Here is a 17,313-nt window from a genome sequence, read left to right on the forward strand (position 1 = left end):
TTAGCAGAGATTGTAACAAATTTTAATATTTACTCAATTCTTGAGAATGAGCCAGCGTAATTAGTATGTACGTCCTCAACAGATGTGGCGCAAAACAATATGAAAGGTTTAAGAAGGTTTAAGAAAATCTAGCGATCGCACGTACGGGCGCTGTTTGCATAAGTACGCTAGAACTAAAGATGAGGTGGATGCAAAAGAATTTCAACCATTGTGAAAAAACGAGTTACCCTCACTTTTCCTAAACGTGCCATTCAAATGCCAGTTACTTATCGACTGGCAAAAGATTTTAATGTTGCAGCTAATATCATCCGCGCCCAAGTGGCACCGAACCAAATTGGCAAGCTAGTTGTGGAACTTTCCGGAGATATAGATCAGCTAGATGCTGCGATTGAGTGGATGCGATCACAAAATATCAGTGTTTCCCACACATTAGGGGAAATTGCCATCGACGAAAATTTGTGTGTGCATTGTGGGTTATGTACAGGAGTCTGTCCTACTGAAGCGTTAACCCTCAACCCAGAAAGCTATAAATTGACATTTACGCGATCGCGCTGCATAGTCTGCGAACAATGTATTCCGACGTGTCCTGTGCAAGCAATTTCCACGAATATTTGAAAAAATCTTCAAATAAAAAGCTGGGGTTCATCGCCCCAACTTCGCAATCACCTGGTAGTTACATGAGTAAATTCTGACAAAAACTAGGTTAAATTACTCAAAAGTAGTTGTGAAGTTATTTTAAATTAATCCTAGTACTATCACAGTATCACATATTAAAAAAATAGGCCCCAGATGATAGGAAAGATGATTACACCCATGCGTGTTTTTGTGTTAATTTTTAATGCTGGTACAGAAAATGAGGGAATTCACACAATTCGAGTCAGCGATCGCAACAAAATTCTCATGTTTGAATCAGAAGACGATGCCCTGCGTTTTGCTTTGATGCTGGAAGCTCAGGATTTCCCCACACCGACAGTAGAGGCAATAGATGCGGAAGAAATTAAGGAATTTTGCCAAAGTGCTGACTATGATTGGGAAATTATCCCAGAAAACAGCGCATTAATAGTTCCTCCAGAAGTAAATGTTGAAGAAACTGATTGGAAACCAGACGCAGAGGAATCTGTGCCTGAAAAACAAGAATCACAACAACAGCCAGAATTCTCTGATTCTGAACTGGAAAGTATACGTCGCAGATTGGAGGGATTGTTGTAGTTCGTCATTTACTCAACTTTTAATAATCAATGATCACAATCCTTTACTCTGAATTTTGGACTGTTGACTTTGAGCTTCCCATCACCGTGGGTAAATGACAAATGACAAAGGACAAAGAATAAATGACGAATTTGCAGGAGCGCGGGCATCTTTTAACAGAGCAGGTTAATTCAAATAGTCTTAATTTAGACCAGCTCAGTACTTTAGAATTGGTAGAACTTTTTAATAATGAAGATCAAAAAGCAGTAGCTGCGGTGGCAGCAGCTAGAGTTGATTTGGCGGAGGCAATTGAACGTACTGCTGAGTGTTTGCGCCAGGGAGGGCGTTTGTTTTATGTTGGTGCAGGCACAAGTGGTAGACTGGGGGTACTAGATTCTGCTGAGTGTCCACCTACTTTTTGTACGCCTCCAGAACTAGTACAAGGAATTATTGCTGGTGGTGCTGGCGCGTTGGTGCGCAGTTCTGAAGACTTAGAGGATCGCTCTCAAGATGGAGAGGCTGCGATTCAACAACGTCAAGTGACACAACTAGATGTAGTAGTTGGCATTACGGCTGGTGGTACAACACCTTTTGTTCACGGTGCAATTAATGCTGCTCGTCAAAGGGGAGCTACTACTATTTTTATTGCCTGCGTACCAGTCGAACAGGTAAGCGTGGAAGTAGATGTTGACATCCGCTTGTTAACCGGGGCAGAAATATTAGCTGGTTCTACTCGCCTCAAAGCAGGTACGGCAACAAAGCTAGCTTTAAATATCCTTTCTACAGGTGTGATGGTACGTTTGGGTAAAGTTTATGGCAATCGCATGGTAGATGTAGCAGTTACTAATCAAAAATTACGCGATCGCGCTTTACGAATTTTGCAAGACTTAACAGGTTTAAGTCGTGAGGCATCTGGGTTTTTACTAGAACGAAGCGGTAAATGGGTTAAATTAGCACTGTTAATGCATTGGACTGGTTTGGAAAAAGAGGCAGGCTTAAAGTTGCTTTCAGAATATCAAGGTAATTTGAGAGCGGCAGTTTCTAGTCAAAAAAATAACAGTCTGTCTTAGTGTATTTTAAAATGTTTCAATAAATTTTTGGTACTGAGAATCCAAGATTGTTGTTAACTTCAGCCTACAGGCTAAGGCCTGAGGCTAGTTAGAACCAAGCCTGCTTTTGCAGGCTTTCTCTGTTGCACCTTTTAAGGGTTCGGCTATCGTAACCGTATTGACTGAGAATTAGGCTGCTCTCATCAATGATTTATGAAAATTGTTTCTTTTTTGGATCTGATGGTGCAAAGCTGAAACAAAATGTTGCGACTGTATTCGCCCTCAATCTCGCTGTGTTTATGCACAGCGATGATTGGCTTATTTTTTAATTTTTGTTATATTTATTTACATAAGTTTACAAACTGAAAAAAGTCCAGTTGTAAAGATCATGGATGCTGATGACATTCTCAAACACCATAGTGCAGGCAACAAGGATTTTTTACAGGTCAGCTTGCGACAATTAAACTTGAGTGAAATCTGTTTAGCTGGGATAAACCTGGGGCAGGCAGACTTGAGTGGAACTAATCTATCTGGAGCTTCTTTGTATCGAGCCAATTTAAGTGAGGCAATTCTGGAGCAAGCAATTTTATGGAGAGTTGACTTAACAGAGGCTTTGTTAATTTGGGCTTGTTTGAGCAAAGCTTGTTTAATTCGAGCAACCCTCACCAAAGCGGATTTGCACAGAGCGATTTTAACTGAAGCTGATCTGCGGCTAGCTGATCTGCGTTATGCCGATCTGAGTAATACACATCTCGAAGGTGCGGATTTACGCTATGCGGATCTTACTGGTGCCAATCTAGCAGGAGCAAATTTGAGTAAGGCAGATTTGACTGGAGCAAATTTGAGTAAGGCAGATTTGTACAATGTCAGCATGACAAAGGCTATTTTGTCAAGAACTGATTTACGCAATACAGACTTAAGTTGCATCAATTTGGGTGATGTGGATCTGCGTGATGCCAATTTGGGTAAAACTTTTTCGCCAGAATCAATTTTGCACAGAGCAGGCTGATAGCACCCTGCCTGGTGATATCATTCAGAAATCATTCATAAATTGATTGTGGCGATCGCATAATCATGATTTTGGAGGAGCAAATCATTTTTATAGCTCCGTAGTATTAGTTTAAAAACTTGTAACAGAAGGCGGCTCTAAAGCTTATTAGTGATGAAGAGTGCCAATTCCCTATTGCAGGATTTACTTCAAACTCTACCGCATCTACGTCCTCAGATTTATTTCAAGGCTTCCCTGACAGCACTTTCTCACGCAATGGAAGACTTGGTGCTGGTAGGGAAAGATCAACCTTTGGTAATTGCTAACTTTCAGCAAGAGCGCTTCTATCGTCAGGAGAGCCGTCGCTATCAGCGAATTGCCCAGCGTACAAATCAGATTTATGTCTTAGCTGCACGAGAGTCTGATTTTGCAGCAGTTTCAGCTCCCTATTTCACCATTCCCCTCGCTCCAGAAGATGATTTAGCACAGGAATGGCATTTGATTATTATTGGTAAAAAGTATGCTGCCTGTATAGTTGCCCTTGAATTCGCTTCGCCAATAGATGCAGCAGCACTGGATCAAGCAAGGCAATTTAAAGGAATTTGGACTTTTGATCGTCAGATTAGTATGGTTGCAGCTGGGCTGTTACTGGATAAAATTTTAGTATATCGCCCAGAATTGGCTGCTGCTATCAAGCGATCGCAAAAGCGCTACGGTTTATCTCCTACAGCTTCATTTGGTGTAGCAAGCGATCGCATACTAGAAATTGATGCCAGATTATTTACTGATCGCCTGGTAACCTATTTGCAATCTAGCCAATATAAACAACTCAAAGCCTATCGCACCATTACGAAAAAAGAGCGCAATGAACGCTTAATTAATTTGATCACCGCCGCTATCCGCAGTTCTTTAAAACCAGAAGAAGTTTTCCAAATTACAGTTAGAGAATTGGGGCAGTTATTTAGCCCTTGTCGTTGTTTACTTTACCCATATCAAGTGAGTGAAGTGGTAGCGCCGATTGAGTATGAATGGGTAGCCTTTGATTTTCCGGCGATGAAAGGCGAAAATTGGTCATTGGCAACTCATCCACTGTTTCAAGCTGCTTTAGTTGGCGATCGCTCAGTTGTTATCACCGACACTACAAAAGATTTGGGTATACGAGCAGATTCAAAATTAAGCTCTCAACTACAGCGTTGGCAGATTCGCTCGTGCTTGCTGGTGCCAATTCGCTATCAAGAAACCTGGTTGGGAATATTGGAATTGCACCATTGTGGTGAGTCTGCCTATGTTTGGAGTGATTCTGAGCAGGCTGTGGTAGAAGCGATCGCTACCTCTGTGGGAGTTGCCCTCATCCAAGCTCAAGCTTACCGTAACCTAGAAACTCTTAACCAGCAACTAGCAGCACTAGAACGTACCCAAAGCAACCTTATAGCGATCGTAGGACATGAATTGCGAACTCCCCTGTCTACGATCCAAATTTGTTTGGAGAGTTTAGCTACTGAAGGGGAAATGCCACCAGAAATGCAGCAGTCTATGCTGCAAACTGCTTTAACCGATTTAGAAAGAATGCGGCGGTTGATCCAAGATTTTCTTACCCTCTCTCGTTTAGAAGCAGGCTCGATGCGCTGGCAGCTAGAGCCAATTTCTCTACAGGTAAGTTTAGATCTAGTTTTAGGTAGCCTCAAAGAACGTTTATCAGTGCAGCCTCTACCTCAAATTTTTCTGGAGTTACCACCGGAATTACCCTTGGTACAAGCGGATGGCGAAGGATTGATAGAAGTATTGACAAAGCTTTTGGATAATGCTTGCAAATTTACCAAACCCGATGGCAGAGTCACGATTCGCGCCCAAGTTTTAAATCCTGAAATAGATTCAGTTACTTCTGTTTCTTCCCAAAGAAAGCCGAAGCTACAGAAAATGTTAGAAATCATTATTGCAGATACAGGTCGGGGAATTGAGCCAAATCAGCTCGAAGCCATTTTTCAACGTTTTTATCAAGAAGAAGGTTTTCTGCGGCGTACTATTGGCGGTACTGGATTGGGTTTGGCAATTTGTCGCCAAATTATTCAAAAGCTAGGGGGAGAGGTTTGGGCAACTTCTGGGGGTAAAAATCAGGGTAGCGAGTTTCATTTTACGTTGGCGATCGCTTAGAGGTTATGTTGTTGAGCAAAAATTTTATCCGTGCAACTTTACTCAACTGAAACTGCACCTGACACTGTTAGTTTGGAATTGATATGGATGAATACGAAGCCATGACTTAAGTAAATTTGCTTTAAACTGTACAAAAAGCGATCGCATATGTTGTCATATCAAAATTTCTTGACGCAGACAGTATAAATTTCCTCTAAATTCTTGTTGTCAGACAATCCAGTCAAAAAACACAAAGCTTAAGCAAGAAAGAGTTGGAGCTTCTCAGTTGGCTGAAAAACAACTATAAGCGTTTATTTATACATTATTTTTTAATTTTTTCAGCATAATTGCTACTTGACAAAAGCCATGTTATCTTTGTTGCTGACGAATGAGCTTTAATATATGCCCCTGGAAAAACAGAAGAACAAGCTAACAGAGACGATATCGCGCATTCCTAATCTAACTACACAATTTCATACCACTAAGATAACTAGAACTGAATTTGACGCAGCCAAGATGCGATTGTTAGAGAGAGAGCTTTCAATAACCAATAACCTCATGACTTGGTTTAGTGTCATTTTTTTTCTAGGATGCTTAGTATTAAGCTATACGATGGTTTCCTACAAGCTTAGGGAAAATAGTCTGTACGATAAACCAACAGAACATTTTATACGGCACACGATATAAAATCGGATAGTAACAAGGAGGCAGAAGAATAAATAGCGGTTAGGAACTAGTGATTAGGTATTAGGAATTTAAAGAATCTATTAGCCAGTAACCTTTGGTGTATGTAGTTTATTTACGGTAACTCAATATTTGGTTATTTTTTTTACAAAATTTCTAAAGTTAATCTTTAAAAATGCCATTGACTTCCTAAAGCTTACGTATAATTAATTACTCACATAATTAATTATAGTGGAGTAGCTTTAATGGTATTTTCACCAATGGTAGGAACTAGGATTCCTGAAAAATGGCAGCAAAAGATTCAATTCTTAGCCCAAGCTTCTGGATGTACTGAAGCTGATGTAGTTAGGGAAGCGATCGCACGGTATTTAGAGGAAGTTTTCCCTGATGATGTTGTGCTTGAAGTGTGTATGTCTGCAATCGTCTCTCATCAGAGCAAATTAATCAGCGAGAGTCAAAGTTATTATTTTTGAGAGGGCTTGTAGAATAATCTATAGGCTGTACTATCTAGAGCCTATCTCTTGAAGTTGTTTTTCAGCTTTTTGATGTAACTCTTGCTCGCTATCTAGTTCCAAGACTTTTTTGAAGTCTTTGATAGCCTCGTCTTTGCTACCTTTATTTTTGTAAGCAATTCCTCGGTTGTAGTAAGCATCAGAGAGATTAGGATTAAGCATGAGAGCTTGATTACAGTCACTAATGGCGCGATCATACTCGCCTTTTCTAAGGTATACTTGGCATCGGTTGCCGTACACTTCAGCTAGATTAGGGTTGAGCCTAAGGGCTTGATCGTAGTCAGCAATGGCGCGATCGTAGTCTTTTTTGGGATAGTAAGCATTCCCTCGATTGTTGTAAGCTTCGACTAGATTAGGATCGAGTTTGAGGGCTTGGTTATAGTCGGCAATGGCGCGATCATAGTCTTTTTTGGGATAGTAAGCATTCCCTCGATTGTTGTAAGCTTTGGCATCATAAGGATCGAGTTTGAGGGCTTGGTTATAGTCAGCAATGGCGTGATCGTAGTCTTTTTTGTAGTAGTAGGCTAACCCTCGATTATAGTAAACTTTAGCATCATTTGGGTCGAGTTTAATGGCTTGGTTGTAATTTGCAATGGCGCGATCGTAGTCTTTTTTGTGGTAGTAAGCTAGTCCACGATTATAGTAAACTTTGGCATCATCTGGATCAAGTTCAATTACTTGATTGTAATTTGTAATGGCGCGGTTATAGTCTTTTTTGTAGTAGTAAGCTTGTCCGCGATTGTAATAGGCTTTAATTAAGCCAGAATCAAGTTTGAGAGCTTGGTTATAGTCAGCAATGGCACGATTATAGTCTTTTTTGTAGTAGTAAGCATTGCCTCTATTGTTATAAGCTTCGGCTAGATTAGGATTAAGTTTAATAGCCTGGTTGTAGTTAGCAATAGCATGATTGTAGTTTTTTTTATCAGCATGTACTAATCCCAGATTGTTGTAAGCCTCAGCATCATAGGGATTAATTTTTAGAACTTGAGTGTAGTCAGAAATAGCGCGACTATAGTCTTTTTTGTAGTAATAAGCATTTCCTCTATTCTTATAAACTTTAGCATCCTTAGGATCTAGGTTAAGAGCTTGGTTATAGTCAGCAATAGCGCGATCATAATCTTTTTGGCGATAATAAGTATTGCCTCGCTTTTTATAAGCTTTTGCATCATCGGAATCAACATTGAGAGCTTTGTTGTTATCGGTAGAGGATTTGTTATTACTCTTTTGGGCAGCTGGATCAACATAAGATAGATCCTGTTTTTTTTCAGTCTCTGCTAAATTGGGATCAAGTTGAATGGCTTGGTTGTAGTCAGCAACAGCGTGTTCGTAATCTTTTTTGTCGGCGTAAGCCAGCCCCCGATTTTTATAAGCTTCTGCTAAATTAGGGTCAAGTTTAATAGCTTGGCTATAGTCAGCAATAGCGCGCTCATAGTCTTTTTTAGAGTAGTAAATATTACCTCTATTGTTATACGCTTTAGCATCATGAGGATCTAGTTTAAGAGCTTGATTATAGTCAGTGATAGCACGCCTATAATCTTGTTTGTAGTAATAAGCAACCCCTCGATTATTGTAAGCATTCACTAAATTAGGATCAAGCCTTAGGGCTTGATTGTAGTCAGCAATGGCGAGATCATAATTTTTTTTCTCAGCGTAGACCAATCCCCGATTTTTATAAACCTCTGCTATATTAGGGTCAATTTTAATAACTTGGTTATAGTCAGAAATAGCACGAGCATACTCTTTCTTATAATAGTAAGTTAGCCCTCGATTATAGTAAGCATTAATTAAACTAGAGTCTAAATTAATGGCTTGATTATAGTCAGCAATAGCACTATTATAGTATTTCTTTTGAGCATAGGCATTTCCTTTATAGAAATAAACTATGCTCTTATCCAAAGTGAGAACAGATTTTTTAATTTTTAGCGCATCATTGAAACTAGCAATAGCCTTATCTAAATCACTGGCTTTGTAGCGGATGATTCCGATTGTAACAAGGCTTAAATAAATCATTTCATTGGAGACGCTAGTTTGCAATTTAAAACTTTTTAATTCTGATACATCTGCGGTTTTCTCTAGTCGTTTGATTTTAGGTAATTCTTTGAGAGAAGGTAAAACTTCAAAATGGGCGCTCAACTGTACGGCGACATCTGTCGCTCCATAATCACCCCAGATCACAATAGTTGCCTTATGTTTTTTACCCTCATCACGAGCATCCTTTTGTCCTGTGATAGTTTTATTTAAATATTGGATTTTAACACCAGGAAAGCCTCTAGTAGCATCATCTAAACTATCAAAAATATTTTTAGTCACACGGTAATTTTTATGTTTTAAACCCGAACCTTCAAAGTTAGCAAGTAGAACAACAATGTCATTGTTCGGTAAATTTCGCCACGTATAAAACCCAGCAGTACTCAAGATGGAAGTAGCAATCATGCCAGTAATGACTAAGCGATAATAAGACAAAATTCGTGCAAAATAGGGCATAGTTAAAACTTATAAAGTTTATTTAAATCTTATTCTCAAAACCCTTTTTATAATCTTGTTTTGTTGTTTCCATCTCAAAATTTCTCGAAGTCTGAAGATGAAACCTTCTTAAAAAAACTTTTTTTAATTAAGTTTAAAGAATAGAAAAGAGTACAGAGTTGCTTCTACCATAATCATTCTCAAATACTGTCACAGCATTTAGATGAAAAATAGTAAATTATAAATGTAGTTTTTGTATTAATTATTTACAAGTATTCTAAACTACATATTTTGAGACTTAATGGCAGCAATACTAACTCTAATAAACTTAAATTATTTTTGTCATCCTGATGAATTATTTGTACTTATTTCTTAGTGCTCTATCCCTAAAACAGCCCTCTTTGTTTTAAGATAAATTCCAAAAATACTGCCGTCAAACTTCCCAAGCCTTGTTGAATATTCACAGCACAGTTTATAGGCTTATAGGCGATCGCTCCAGACATATTTGCGTAAATACACTGCTACTTTAATTTTTCCTTTTCATAAATACCGCAAAAACACGGTTACACTCTTTTGCGATCCCGATCAAAACTGCAATTATCCAGTTTAATTAGGGTGCATTTTATGACCAGCCCTGTAATGACAGTGATTCGAGTCAATCTGGAAAGGGCAAAAGAGGTTGCTCAAGAATTAGAGCAAGCTTCATATACTCAACTCAGTGCTTACTGCTTGGAAATTTTGAGACAGATAGGATGCTCTGATACTGAACTCCCTGTCAACTTACAAACTCGTGAGCAGCAGTTAAATTTCATCACAGGTTTTGCATCTTATGCTTTTGGGGAGGTACAAGATGTCCAAAGCATTCATTGAAGATATAGAGGATATATTTGATTACTCGGAATCAGTAGAAAACACTGGTTTGTTTCCAACGGCTGAGGATTTATTGACTTTATACGAAAAATTCTCTGGATTTGAAATCCCCACAAACGTATTCTTACAAGCCATATCTATTGCTGCTTATGATCGTGCATCTGCTTTTCGCTATGCCGATTACTATGTGGGTGTTCTTAAAAATGAGAATAAACGTCAAAATTTACTGGCGTTAGAAGATGAGTGTGATTTTGAAAATAATTGAGGCAACTTGATACTTTACTGTAAACAAGACTGACTCATCTGGGCATTCAAAGCAAATTTAGCAACTCAGAAGCAGGAAAAAAAGTATGCTTAATCGCGGAATTTCAACTTTGGAAGCAGCCAGGCGTTTAGGTATAGATCTAAGCCAAATGCACCAAATTTTACACTCAGGACAACTTCCTACTCGCAGACGAAACGGACAACGAGTTATTACTGAAGGTGCTGTGCAGGAATATCAAGCCAGAAAACGGCTTGTTTGTCGCCATCAAGATTGGTTTGAGTAGGAGGCAGCTATGCTGGAGGCAGAGGAGCCACTGCGCCCTAGCGGCTACCCTCCGGGTAGCCGCTAGCTAACGCAACGCCTGACGGCGGCGAGCGTCTAGCGCCGACTTGTAGCACGTGGCGTGGCAGAAGGAATATTATAAATTCCCTTCCACTCTCCTTGTCCTTTTCTTCCCAATCCCTAGTACCCAGCACCCAGTACCCTTTTTTATTTGCCTACGCCGGGATTAAGTTGAATCAATACCCAAGTCAAATAAGTACCAAATGGCCCCCAAAGAGCGTAAGGTAAAAATAACCAAGAAGCTGTTCTGGAAATTGGTTTAACCAAAAATGCCAAAATGTAAACAAGAATTGTTGCCAAGCCACCAACAATCATTCCACCAAAAAGGCTGCGAAGTTCAACCACAATCGGACTATATGCTGAAGTCAAAATAGCGATCGCTGCATACATCGCCATCAAAAACCAAGGACGAAATCTTTTTGAGCTTTGATCCCACACTAATATTGCAGAAATTGTAGTACAACTCCAAATCACAAACCAGACAAACGGGATGATAAACTCAAATGTCAACCAGTCTGGGCGTTCCAAGCTCTGAAACCAGGGATCGCGTAAAGATGTAAACAGGCTGCCGCCAAAAAACAGCGCTGCTGAGACTGCGACAATAATCCATCTAGCTTTCACAACAAATACCTGTAAAAGTAGGATTTTATTAGCAGTTTAGACTTTAGTGAACATTATTGCACCTATCTTGAGTTTAAGACCTCACTCTGTTCTAGCAGATGGGGTGAAGATTACTAGATTGCTTACACAAATCCGGATAATTGTTAATTATAACCACAGATAAACACAGATAGACACAGATATTATCCGTGTTCATCTGTGTCTATCTGTGGTCGATTTGTTTGAAAATAGAATGAGTGCAAAAGATTTACTCTACATAAACCGCTACAATCACCTGAATTGGTGATCCAAATGCATGAGTTCAATTGCTGCCATCTCTATTTAGGATGAGGACTAATGAACAGCAAAAAAGTCCATCATAAATAAAATTTGGGAGGCAAGAGTGCTCAAGACGACTCCAAAAAATTGGTTTACTTGGAATTGTGACGTTGTAGAGGATAATTTAGCTATTGGAAGTATCGAATTTTCAGCTTGGGGAGAAGCTGGTCAATTTTTTATTTCAAATTCTTGCTATGTAGCTTACCGTGAAACTCCAGTAAGTGCAATTTTTTTTCTAGAACAAAACGGTGAACGTATTGCCTGGGCTGTGAAACCTAATCCCTTTGCAAGAATGTTTGAAATTAACTATGCTGATACCAAATACGAGCTAAAAGCTGAATCCCCTTTTTCTAGAGAGTTTGTTTTACAAGAGCGCGAACTAATAATCGGTGCAATTAGTCCTGAACATACTTTTACTCGCAGGGCGATCGCAGATTTGCCTACAACTATTCCTTTGCCTTTGAGGCTGTTTATGATTTGGCTTGTACTTTTGCGACGTTGCTGAAATAGTAATGCTAAAAAAGCATCAAAATTATGAATAAGATTTTTTCTATTATGAGTGCGATCGCACTCATCTTTAGCAATGGCTGTACGGTGCAAGTGAATCCAAATCCCACACCAACTTCTACTCTACCAATAGTCCAGCCGAGAGCAAATACAATTACTGACACCATTAATGTAGAAGGAGAAAAACAGAAAATTACGCTCAACCTCTACAAAAGAGCAGGTTTACCCTTTACAACCTATGTACCAGCCAATCGTTTTGTAGATCAAACAGTTAGTTCCGGGGAGGGAACAGCAGTATGGTTTTATTGGCTTCAACCTGATTGTAAACCCAATAAAAACGTATACGTACAGTTTTTCTTTCCTGGTGAAAAGTTAACTTTGCAACAGACAACAGAAAGATTATTGGGAAATAATGGTTTATTTGCCATCAATAAATGGCAAGTAACTAACCGTTCTCAAGCTCAAGAGGATTTATATCCTTGGGCAACAGAAAAAATAGTCTTTCGGCAACAAGGCGATCGCAATATCGTTGGCAGTGTCTTTGTTGGTGAATACAATGGCAGAGCCTTCTGGGCAGTACAACACTATCCAGCAGAATTCGGCGATGGTTTTGAGCCTTTAGCAAGAAAAATTTTTAGTTATTTGCAATTGATTTAGGGGAGCGGCTTAGTCTCAAGCTTTTAGCCCCTAATCCCAAAAAATATTAATTTGGTCGATTTGTCAATCTCTTATTCTAAGTATATTTACTTGCTTAATATATTTACTACTTACGGGTGATGTTTAAGCAATCATCAGCCAAATGGTATAAAAATCATAATTTGCGTAATTTCTAGCAGATACCTATTTTGAATTGTAAAGTCTTTACCAAAAGACTATTCCAAGTTTCCCAACCATCATGACCTAGCTGTAGTTAGTATTACGGATATTTCTTAAGTAGGTAAATAAGCAAGACTGTTAAGTTACAGAAAAGTCAGGTAATCATGACAAGTACGTAATTATACTTGAACCTTCAGTTTTTTTAATACATAAACGATAAAATAAATTATTTTTTAATGTTTAAAAAATGATTAAAATTTTAGTTTACTAACATCACAATAGGTTGCTAATTGTAACGTAGTCTAAATCTAAATCAATAAAATCTAAGTTTTAAAAGCATACTGTAATATTACTAAATTACTGTTAATCTTTACACAAATTTGTTACTCAACATAAATACTGTGTACATAATTTTACATAGTTATATTTATTACCCAATATTTTTGACAAATCTAGGTAATTACGGATAGATTTTGAAGAAAAAATTAAATAATAATGCAACAGATGATTTTTCTAGACAAAAAATCAAGTTAAACACCATAACACAGCGACTTCAAATTGTAATTAATTTGATGGTATTGCTGTGCAATTTTGAGTGTTTTTCTAAGTAAATTAGTATGACACAACTGACTTATATGCAATCGATAACTTATCTGGATTTGCAATCTCTTTCGTTTAATAATAATGCAACTGACCTAGCTAAAGTCAACTTTTCAAGCTCTAAAAAAATGGCGGAAATTTTGGATAAAAGAATTAAAGCCAAGAAGAGAGTTGCTAAATCAGATATTATCGATGAAATACACCGTTTTGCGATTCAGGAGCATCCAGTATTAACGAATCGGATGTATTCAAAGCTTCTTAGTCAAGACTTATCTACACAAGGATTTGAAATCTTTTTTAATGATTATTATCATGCTTCCTGTCATGGCTTCTTTTGGATCGTTTTACGCCAAGCATTAAATGCACACCAAGACAAAACTTGGCGCAATTATATAAAAACTATGCTTGCAGAAGAAAGTCGGCCACGGATGCATTGTGTAATTTTAAAAGAATTTATTGAGTCTTGCGGTTTTCAAATTCAAGAACCAGTTGTCGCACAACAATTTATTGATTCAATGGTAAAAGGTTTTACCAGTGATATTCCTTTTGCCTTGGGATACTCATTAGGGGTAGAAGTAGAAGGTGCGTATCAAATTGATCTGATTGAAGAAAGTTGCAAATCAAAATTCTCAGAACAGTTAGCGCAAACAATTTGGTTTGAAATCCATTTAGACTCTAGTGGTGAAGAAGAACACGCTAATCAAGCAGTTGATACGATTGAGAGAACATTGAATAGTGAATCGGATCTAGAGCGATTGCGCCAAGGTTTTTTTCAAGCGTGTGATGATACTTACAATTTTATGGAGTCACTGTACCAGCATATTGCAACAGTCACAACATTCTAGAGGCTAGCAGCCCTCTCGTTTCAACCTGGTAACCTAGTAACGAGAACTAGAACAAGTCAAACCTCTTCCCTTCTGCCTGCTGCCTCCTGACTTGAAAGAGGGTGTAGGGGTATAAGGGTTTAGGGGTGTAGGGGAAAGAATCCTCTTTCATACTTGGTGGTGTACGAAGTTCATAGGGACTGCCTTCTGCCTTCTTAAAACTTTACAAATCTGTAAAAACCCAGGCTCCTGTTGTATCAAACCAATTAAATGTCACTTCTTCTCCATTGAGTTTCCAGCGTCGGGGGCAGGTGTTGTACAACCAATCAAGGGGTTCTGCTGGGGGTAATTCCTTAGCAGCAAATGTAAAAGCTCTCTCTAAGGCTTGACGTTGTTCAACTTTAATAGAAGCGGGATTTGCGGAGACAAAGAGGGGAGTTCCACTTTGAGCAACAAGTGTCAACCACTCTTGATTTTTTTCCCACGGTACTAAGGGAGTTAACCCTACACAATCAGCATCTACAGCATGAAATGCCTGATGTTGAGGAATGCGAAATGCTAAGGAGTTGATTCCCATGCGACGAGTTCGTTCCCACTCCAAACCACTTGTATCATCTCCAATGCGTTGGAGTTCAAAAAAACCTGCACCTAAATGATTAACTGTATTACAGCCGATGAGGATTGCATCTCCTGCGCTCTCACGTAATGCCTGGTACAGTTCCAAAATTATTTCTGCTGTGGTACGAGAGCGATCGCTAAATGCCCATCCATCATCAGTCAATTCTGCTCCCAAAGGTTTTACCCAAGTTTGCCGTCCCCAGCGTCCGAAAATATCCCAAGCTGTAAAATCATGTTTAATAAGTTGATATCCCAAGTCCAGAAAACGCTGCATATCATTGCGTATTAATTCCAATACCTCTGGTTGGGAAGGATCGAGGGGATATTCTATTCCCAAATGACTTTGACGCTGAACTCCTAACTTCCATTCTTGCGGCACGTACTCTGCTGTCAATAGAGGACGAAACCACAGCCCTGGTTTAGCACCAACTGCCTGAATTTGTGACGCTAAGGCTGCCATATCTGGAAATTTAGCATTTCCCATACACCAAGGGCCGCCATTACCTGGTTCTCGACAGATTTGCCATCCGTCATCAATAACCATGTATGGGCGATTATCTGGATTTGCAGATAAATCGCTAATTAGTTTGGCTTCATCGAGAATCTGAGTAGCTGAACTTTTACCGTAGGCGTGATACCAGTTATTTCCTCCATATACAGGGTGAGATGGCAGCCTGGGAGATGTACACAACTGTTGACAAAATGCCTGCGCTGCCTGAAAAGGAGTTTCACCTTCTTCTCCTCTTCTAAATACGACAGTTGCTGCCTCTAGAGTTCGAGTTCCCAGTTGAACGCCTACACTACCACAGCGCACATCTAACCATAAACTCACTCCTTCTGCATCTGTCTGCCAGAAACAAAAAGAACGCGATCGCGTTTTTACTCCCAATCCATGCGTTAATTTGCCATCATAAATCAACATATACCAGGGCATGACGCGCTCTGGGAAAAGTCCTCGCCATTCTAGTTCTCCATAACTGCGTTCCCAACTATCTCCTAGAAAGCGAGATTGTTCGGGAAATTCTGTTTGCCAGCGTAAACAAAGGCGAGAAACTGGAAGTTTAGGACTTGTTAGGAAAATTTTTAAGCTATTTTCCTCCAATTTCAGCAAGCATTTAACACTCTTTGCAGTCCATTTTTCTTCTGACTGATGTGATAAACAAATAACTTCCCTAGAGGAATATAAATTTACTCGGTCAGGATATCTAAGAAAATCCGTTAACATGAGCTACATCAGTAATTGCCAACATTCAGTTGCGATCGCCCAATCTTCTTGGGTATGAATTACCAATACTCGCACCGTTGAGTCAGGGGCGGCAATATTTGAGTCTACTGGATTGCCGATATTTTTTTGCGAATCGAGTTTCAATCCCAAAAATTCAAAAGCTTCACAAGCCCCAGCGCGAATATCAGCAGCATTTTCACCTACACCAGCTGTAAATACTAAAACATCTAGTCCTCGCAAACTCGCGATCATCGCACCAATATAGGATTGCAAGCGATGTACGTATATATCCCAAGCTAGTTGAGCGCGAGAATTACCTTGAGCGATGCTAGAGCGAATTCGTCGCATATCACTAGACACCCCTGAAATTCCTTGTAAACCAGAATTTTTGTTTAAAATTTTATCTAACTTATCAACAGTATAACCATCTTGGCGCAATAAGTGGATGAGAATACCAGGATCAACAGCACCCGAACGACTGCCCATCATCAGTCCATCTAGCGGGGTGAAGCCCATTGTCGTATCTATGCTGCGACCGTTTTTAACTGCTGCCAGAGAGCAACCATTACCAAGATGGCAAGTGATTATTCTTAGAGAAGCTAAATCTCGACCGAGAATTTGAGCCGCCCGTTGAGCGCAATACTGATGGCTAATACCGTGAAAACCGTAGCGACGGATACCTTGCTCTACCCACTCGTAGGGGCCGGGATAGATTGCTGCTGCATCGGGCATATTGCTATGAAAAGCGGTATCAAAAACTGCTATCTGGGGGATATCTCCCAACAGTTGCTCTACTGCCTCAATGCCTTCCAAATTTGCGGGATTGTGGGCAGGTGCAAGACTGCAAAGACGAGCGATCGCATCTTTGACATCTTCAGTAATTACTACACTTTCACGGTATTCTTGTCCACCATGTACCACACGATGTCCTACCACATTAATTTCTGACAGTTCATTAATGACTTGGGTAGAACCTTTGTATAGAGTATCGAGTAGATAGGCAATAACTTGAGGACGAGACTCTGCCGAGATTTGGGCTTGCAACGATTCTCCAGTAGCGGTTTTAACCTCAATTTCTGCAACGCCTTGATGATGAGTCCAATCTACCTTCCCTTCCCAAAGAGGTTGGAGTGGTTCTTGAGGTAGAGCTTCACTTGTGATCTCGTACAGACAACTTTTTTGGCTACTCGATCCGGCATTTAGTACCAGTATTTTCATAGTCAGAAGAAAAATCTGTCTTTTATTTTGTAGCTTTTACCTTTTTTTCAGCCAACTTTCGCTGGAGGGATAACT

16 protein-coding genes are annotated in these 17,313 nt (G+C 39.4%); 12 read left to right on the forward strand and 4 right to left on the reverse strand.

The annotated features are described in order from the left end of the window. Positions 1-210 precede the first annotated feature (210 nt). The 6 genes from QUB80_RS06940 to QUB80_RS06965 all read left to right on the forward strand — a co-directional run bounded on the left by QUB80_RS06940 (position 211) and on the right by QUB80_RS06965 (position 6,512). Complete coding sequence (locus QUB80_RS06940; RefSeq protein WP_289788775.1) at positions 211-615, forward strand: NIL domain-containing protein; 405 nt, start codon at positions 211-213, stop codon at positions 613-615. Positions 616-801: 186 nt separating this feature from the next. Continuing rightward, positions 802-1,209 carry a DUF3110 domain-containing protein gene (locus QUB80_RS06945; RefSeq protein ID WP_289788776.1) on the forward strand — a complete coding sequence of 136 codons (408 nt, stop codon included), beginning with the start codon at positions 802-804 and terminating at the stop codon, positions 1,207-1,209. 122 nt (positions 1,210-1,331) lie between these two features. Next, entirely contained in the window at positions 1,332-2,258 is a 927-nt protein-coding gene (gene murQ, locus QUB80_RS06950; RefSeq protein WP_289788777.1) for an N-acetylmuramic acid 6-phosphate etherase, read from the forward strand. Between the two features lie 367 nt (positions 2,259-2,625). After that, complete coding sequence (locus tag QUB80_RS06955) at positions 2,626-3,246, forward strand: pentapeptide repeat-containing protein (protein WP_289788778.1); 621 nt, start codon at positions 2,626-2,628, stop codon at positions 3,244-3,246. 153 nt (positions 3,247-3,399) lie between these two features. Then, the gene (locus QUB80_RS06960) at positions 3,400-5,376 is read left to right on the forward strand and encodes a DICT sensory domain-containing protein (protein WP_289788779.1); all 1,977 of its coding nucleotides are present in this window, start codon (positions 3,400-3,402) and stop codon (positions 5,374-5,376) included. 908 nt (positions 5,377-6,284) lie between these two features. After that, entirely contained in the window at positions 6,285-6,512 is a 228-nt protein-coding gene (locus QUB80_RS06965) for a YlcI/YnfO family protein (protein ID WP_289788780.1), read from the forward strand. A 30-nt stretch (positions 6,513-6,542) separates the two neighbouring features. Here QUB80_RS06965 and QUB80_RS06970 read toward each other — a convergent pair whose 3' ends face one another. Continuing rightward, on the reverse strand, positions 6,543-9,035 hold the full coding sequence (locus QUB80_RS06970) for a tetratricopeptide repeat protein (RefSeq protein WP_289788781.1): 2,493 nt from the start codon (positions 9,033-9,035) through the stop codon (positions 6,543-6,545). Positions 9,036-9,638: 603 nt separating this feature from the next. Here QUB80_RS06970 and QUB80_RS06975 point away from each other — a divergent pair. From QUB80_RS06975 to QUB80_RS06985, 3 genes are all read left to right on the forward strand, one after another. Continuing rightward, positions 9,639-9,884, forward strand: a complete 246-nt coding sequence (locus QUB80_RS06975; RefSeq protein ID WP_289788782.1) for a hypothetical protein — start codon at positions 9,639-9,641, stop codon at positions 9,882-9,884. Further along, a complete protein-coding gene (locus tag QUB80_RS06980) occupies positions 9,865-10,149 on the forward strand; it encodes a hypothetical protein (protein WP_289788783.1) in 285 nt (94 codons plus the stop codon). Before QUB80_RS06975 ends, QUB80_RS06980 begins: the two co-directional genes overlap by 20 nt. Positions 10,150-10,234: 85 nt before the next feature. After that, positions 10,235-10,432, forward strand: a complete 198-nt coding sequence (locus QUB80_RS06985; RefSeq protein WP_289788784.1) for a helix-turn-helix domain-containing protein — start codon at positions 10,235-10,237, stop codon at positions 10,430-10,432. A 206-nt stretch (positions 10,433-10,638) separates the two neighbouring features. Here QUB80_RS06985 and QUB80_RS06990 read toward each other — a convergent pair whose 3' ends face one another. Then, positions 10,639-11,112, reverse strand: coding sequence for a TspO/MBR family protein (locus QUB80_RS06990; protein ID WP_289788785.1), 474 nt, complete (start codon positions 11,110-11,112; stop codon positions 10,639-10,641). A gap of 382 nt (positions 11,113-11,494) precedes the next feature. Between QUB80_RS06990 and QUB80_RS06995 the strand changes: the two genes are divergently transcribed. The 3 genes from QUB80_RS06995 (at position 11,495) to QUB80_RS07005 (ending at position 14,198) form a co-directional block, all read left to right on the forward strand. Then, positions 11,495-11,935, forward strand: a complete 441-nt coding sequence (locus QUB80_RS06995; protein ID WP_289788786.1) for a hypothetical protein — start codon at positions 11,495-11,497, stop codon at positions 11,933-11,935. 29 nt (positions 11,936-11,964) lie between these two features. Beyond that, positions 11,965-12,594, forward strand: coding sequence for a hypothetical protein (locus QUB80_RS07000; RefSeq protein WP_289788787.1), 630 nt, complete (start codon positions 11,965-11,967; stop codon positions 12,592-12,594). A gap of 776 nt (positions 12,595-13,370) precedes the next feature. Then, positions 13,371-14,198: a hypothetical protein gene (locus QUB80_RS07005; RefSeq protein WP_289788788.1), complete on the forward strand. Its 828-nt coding sequence runs from the start codon at positions 13,371-13,373 to the stop codon at positions 14,196-14,198. A 202-nt stretch (positions 14,199-14,400) separates the two neighbouring features. Here QUB80_RS07005 and QUB80_RS07010 read toward each other — a convergent pair whose 3' ends face one another. Continuing rightward, positions 14,401-15,906, reverse strand: coding sequence for an alpha-amylase family protein (locus QUB80_RS07010; RefSeq protein WP_289788789.1), 1,506 nt, complete (start codon positions 15,904-15,906; stop codon positions 14,401-14,403). A gap of 117 nt (positions 15,907-16,023) precedes the next feature. Next, a complete protein-coding gene (locus QUB80_RS07015) occupies positions 16,024-17,238 on the reverse strand; it encodes an acetate kinase (RefSeq protein WP_289788790.1) in 1,215 nt (404 codons plus the stop codon). Positions 17,239-17,313: the final 75 nt, after the last annotated feature.

This window comes from Chlorogloeopsis sp. ULAP01, assembly GCF_030381805.1.
In the GTDB taxonomy this organism is placed as follows: Bacteria; Cyanobacteriota; Cyanobacteriia; order Cyanobacteriales; family Nostocaceae; genus Chlorogloeopsis.

Excerpts from the sequence above, each read along its gene's own strand:
- QUB80_RS06945 (WP_289788776.1), top strand. The coding sequence starts at position 802 with ATGATTACACCCATGCGTGTTTTTGTGTTAATTTTTAATGCTGGTACA.
- murQ (WP_289788777.1), top strand. The coding sequence starts at position 1,332 with ATGACGAATTTGCAGGAGCGCGGGCATCTTTTAACAGAGCAGGTTAAT.
- QUB80_RS06955 (WP_289788778.1), top strand. The coding sequence starts at position 2,626 with ATGGATGCTGATGACATTCTCAAACACCATAGTGCAGGCAACAAGGAT.
- QUB80_RS06960 (WP_289788779.1), top strand. The coding sequence starts at position 3,400 with ATGAAGAGTGCCAATTCCCTATTGCAGGATTTACTTCAAACTCTACCG.
- QUB80_RS06965 (WP_289788780.1), top strand. The coding sequence starts at position 6,285 with ATGGTATTTTCACCAATGGTAGGAACTAGGATTCCTGAAAAATGGCAG.
- QUB80_RS06970 (WP_289788781.1), bottom strand. The coding sequence starts at position 9,035 with ATGCCCTATTTTGCACGAATTTTGTCTTATTATCGCTTAGTCATTACT.
- QUB80_RS06975 (WP_289788782.1), top strand. The coding sequence starts at position 9,639 with ATGACCAGCCCTGTAATGACAGTGATTCGAGTCAATCTGGAAAGGGCA.
- QUB80_RS06980 (WP_289788783.1), top strand. The coding sequence starts at position 9,865 with ATGTCCAAAGCATTCATTGAAGATATAGAGGATATATTTGATTACTCG.
- QUB80_RS06985 (WP_289788784.1), top strand. The coding sequence starts at position 10,235 with ATGCTTAATCGCGGAATTTCAACTTTGGAAGCAGCCAGGCGTTTAGGT.
- QUB80_RS07000 (WP_289788787.1), top strand. The coding sequence starts at position 11,965 with ATGAATAAGATTTTTTCTATTATGAGTGCGATCGCACTCATCTTTAGC.
- QUB80_RS07005 (WP_289788788.1), top strand. The coding sequence starts at position 13,371 with ATGACACAACTGACTTATATGCAATCGATAACTTATCTGGATTTGCAA.
- QUB80_RS07015 (WP_289788790.1), bottom strand. The coding sequence starts at position 17,238 with ATGAAAATACTGGTACTAAATGCCGGATCGAGTAGCCAAAAAAGTTGT.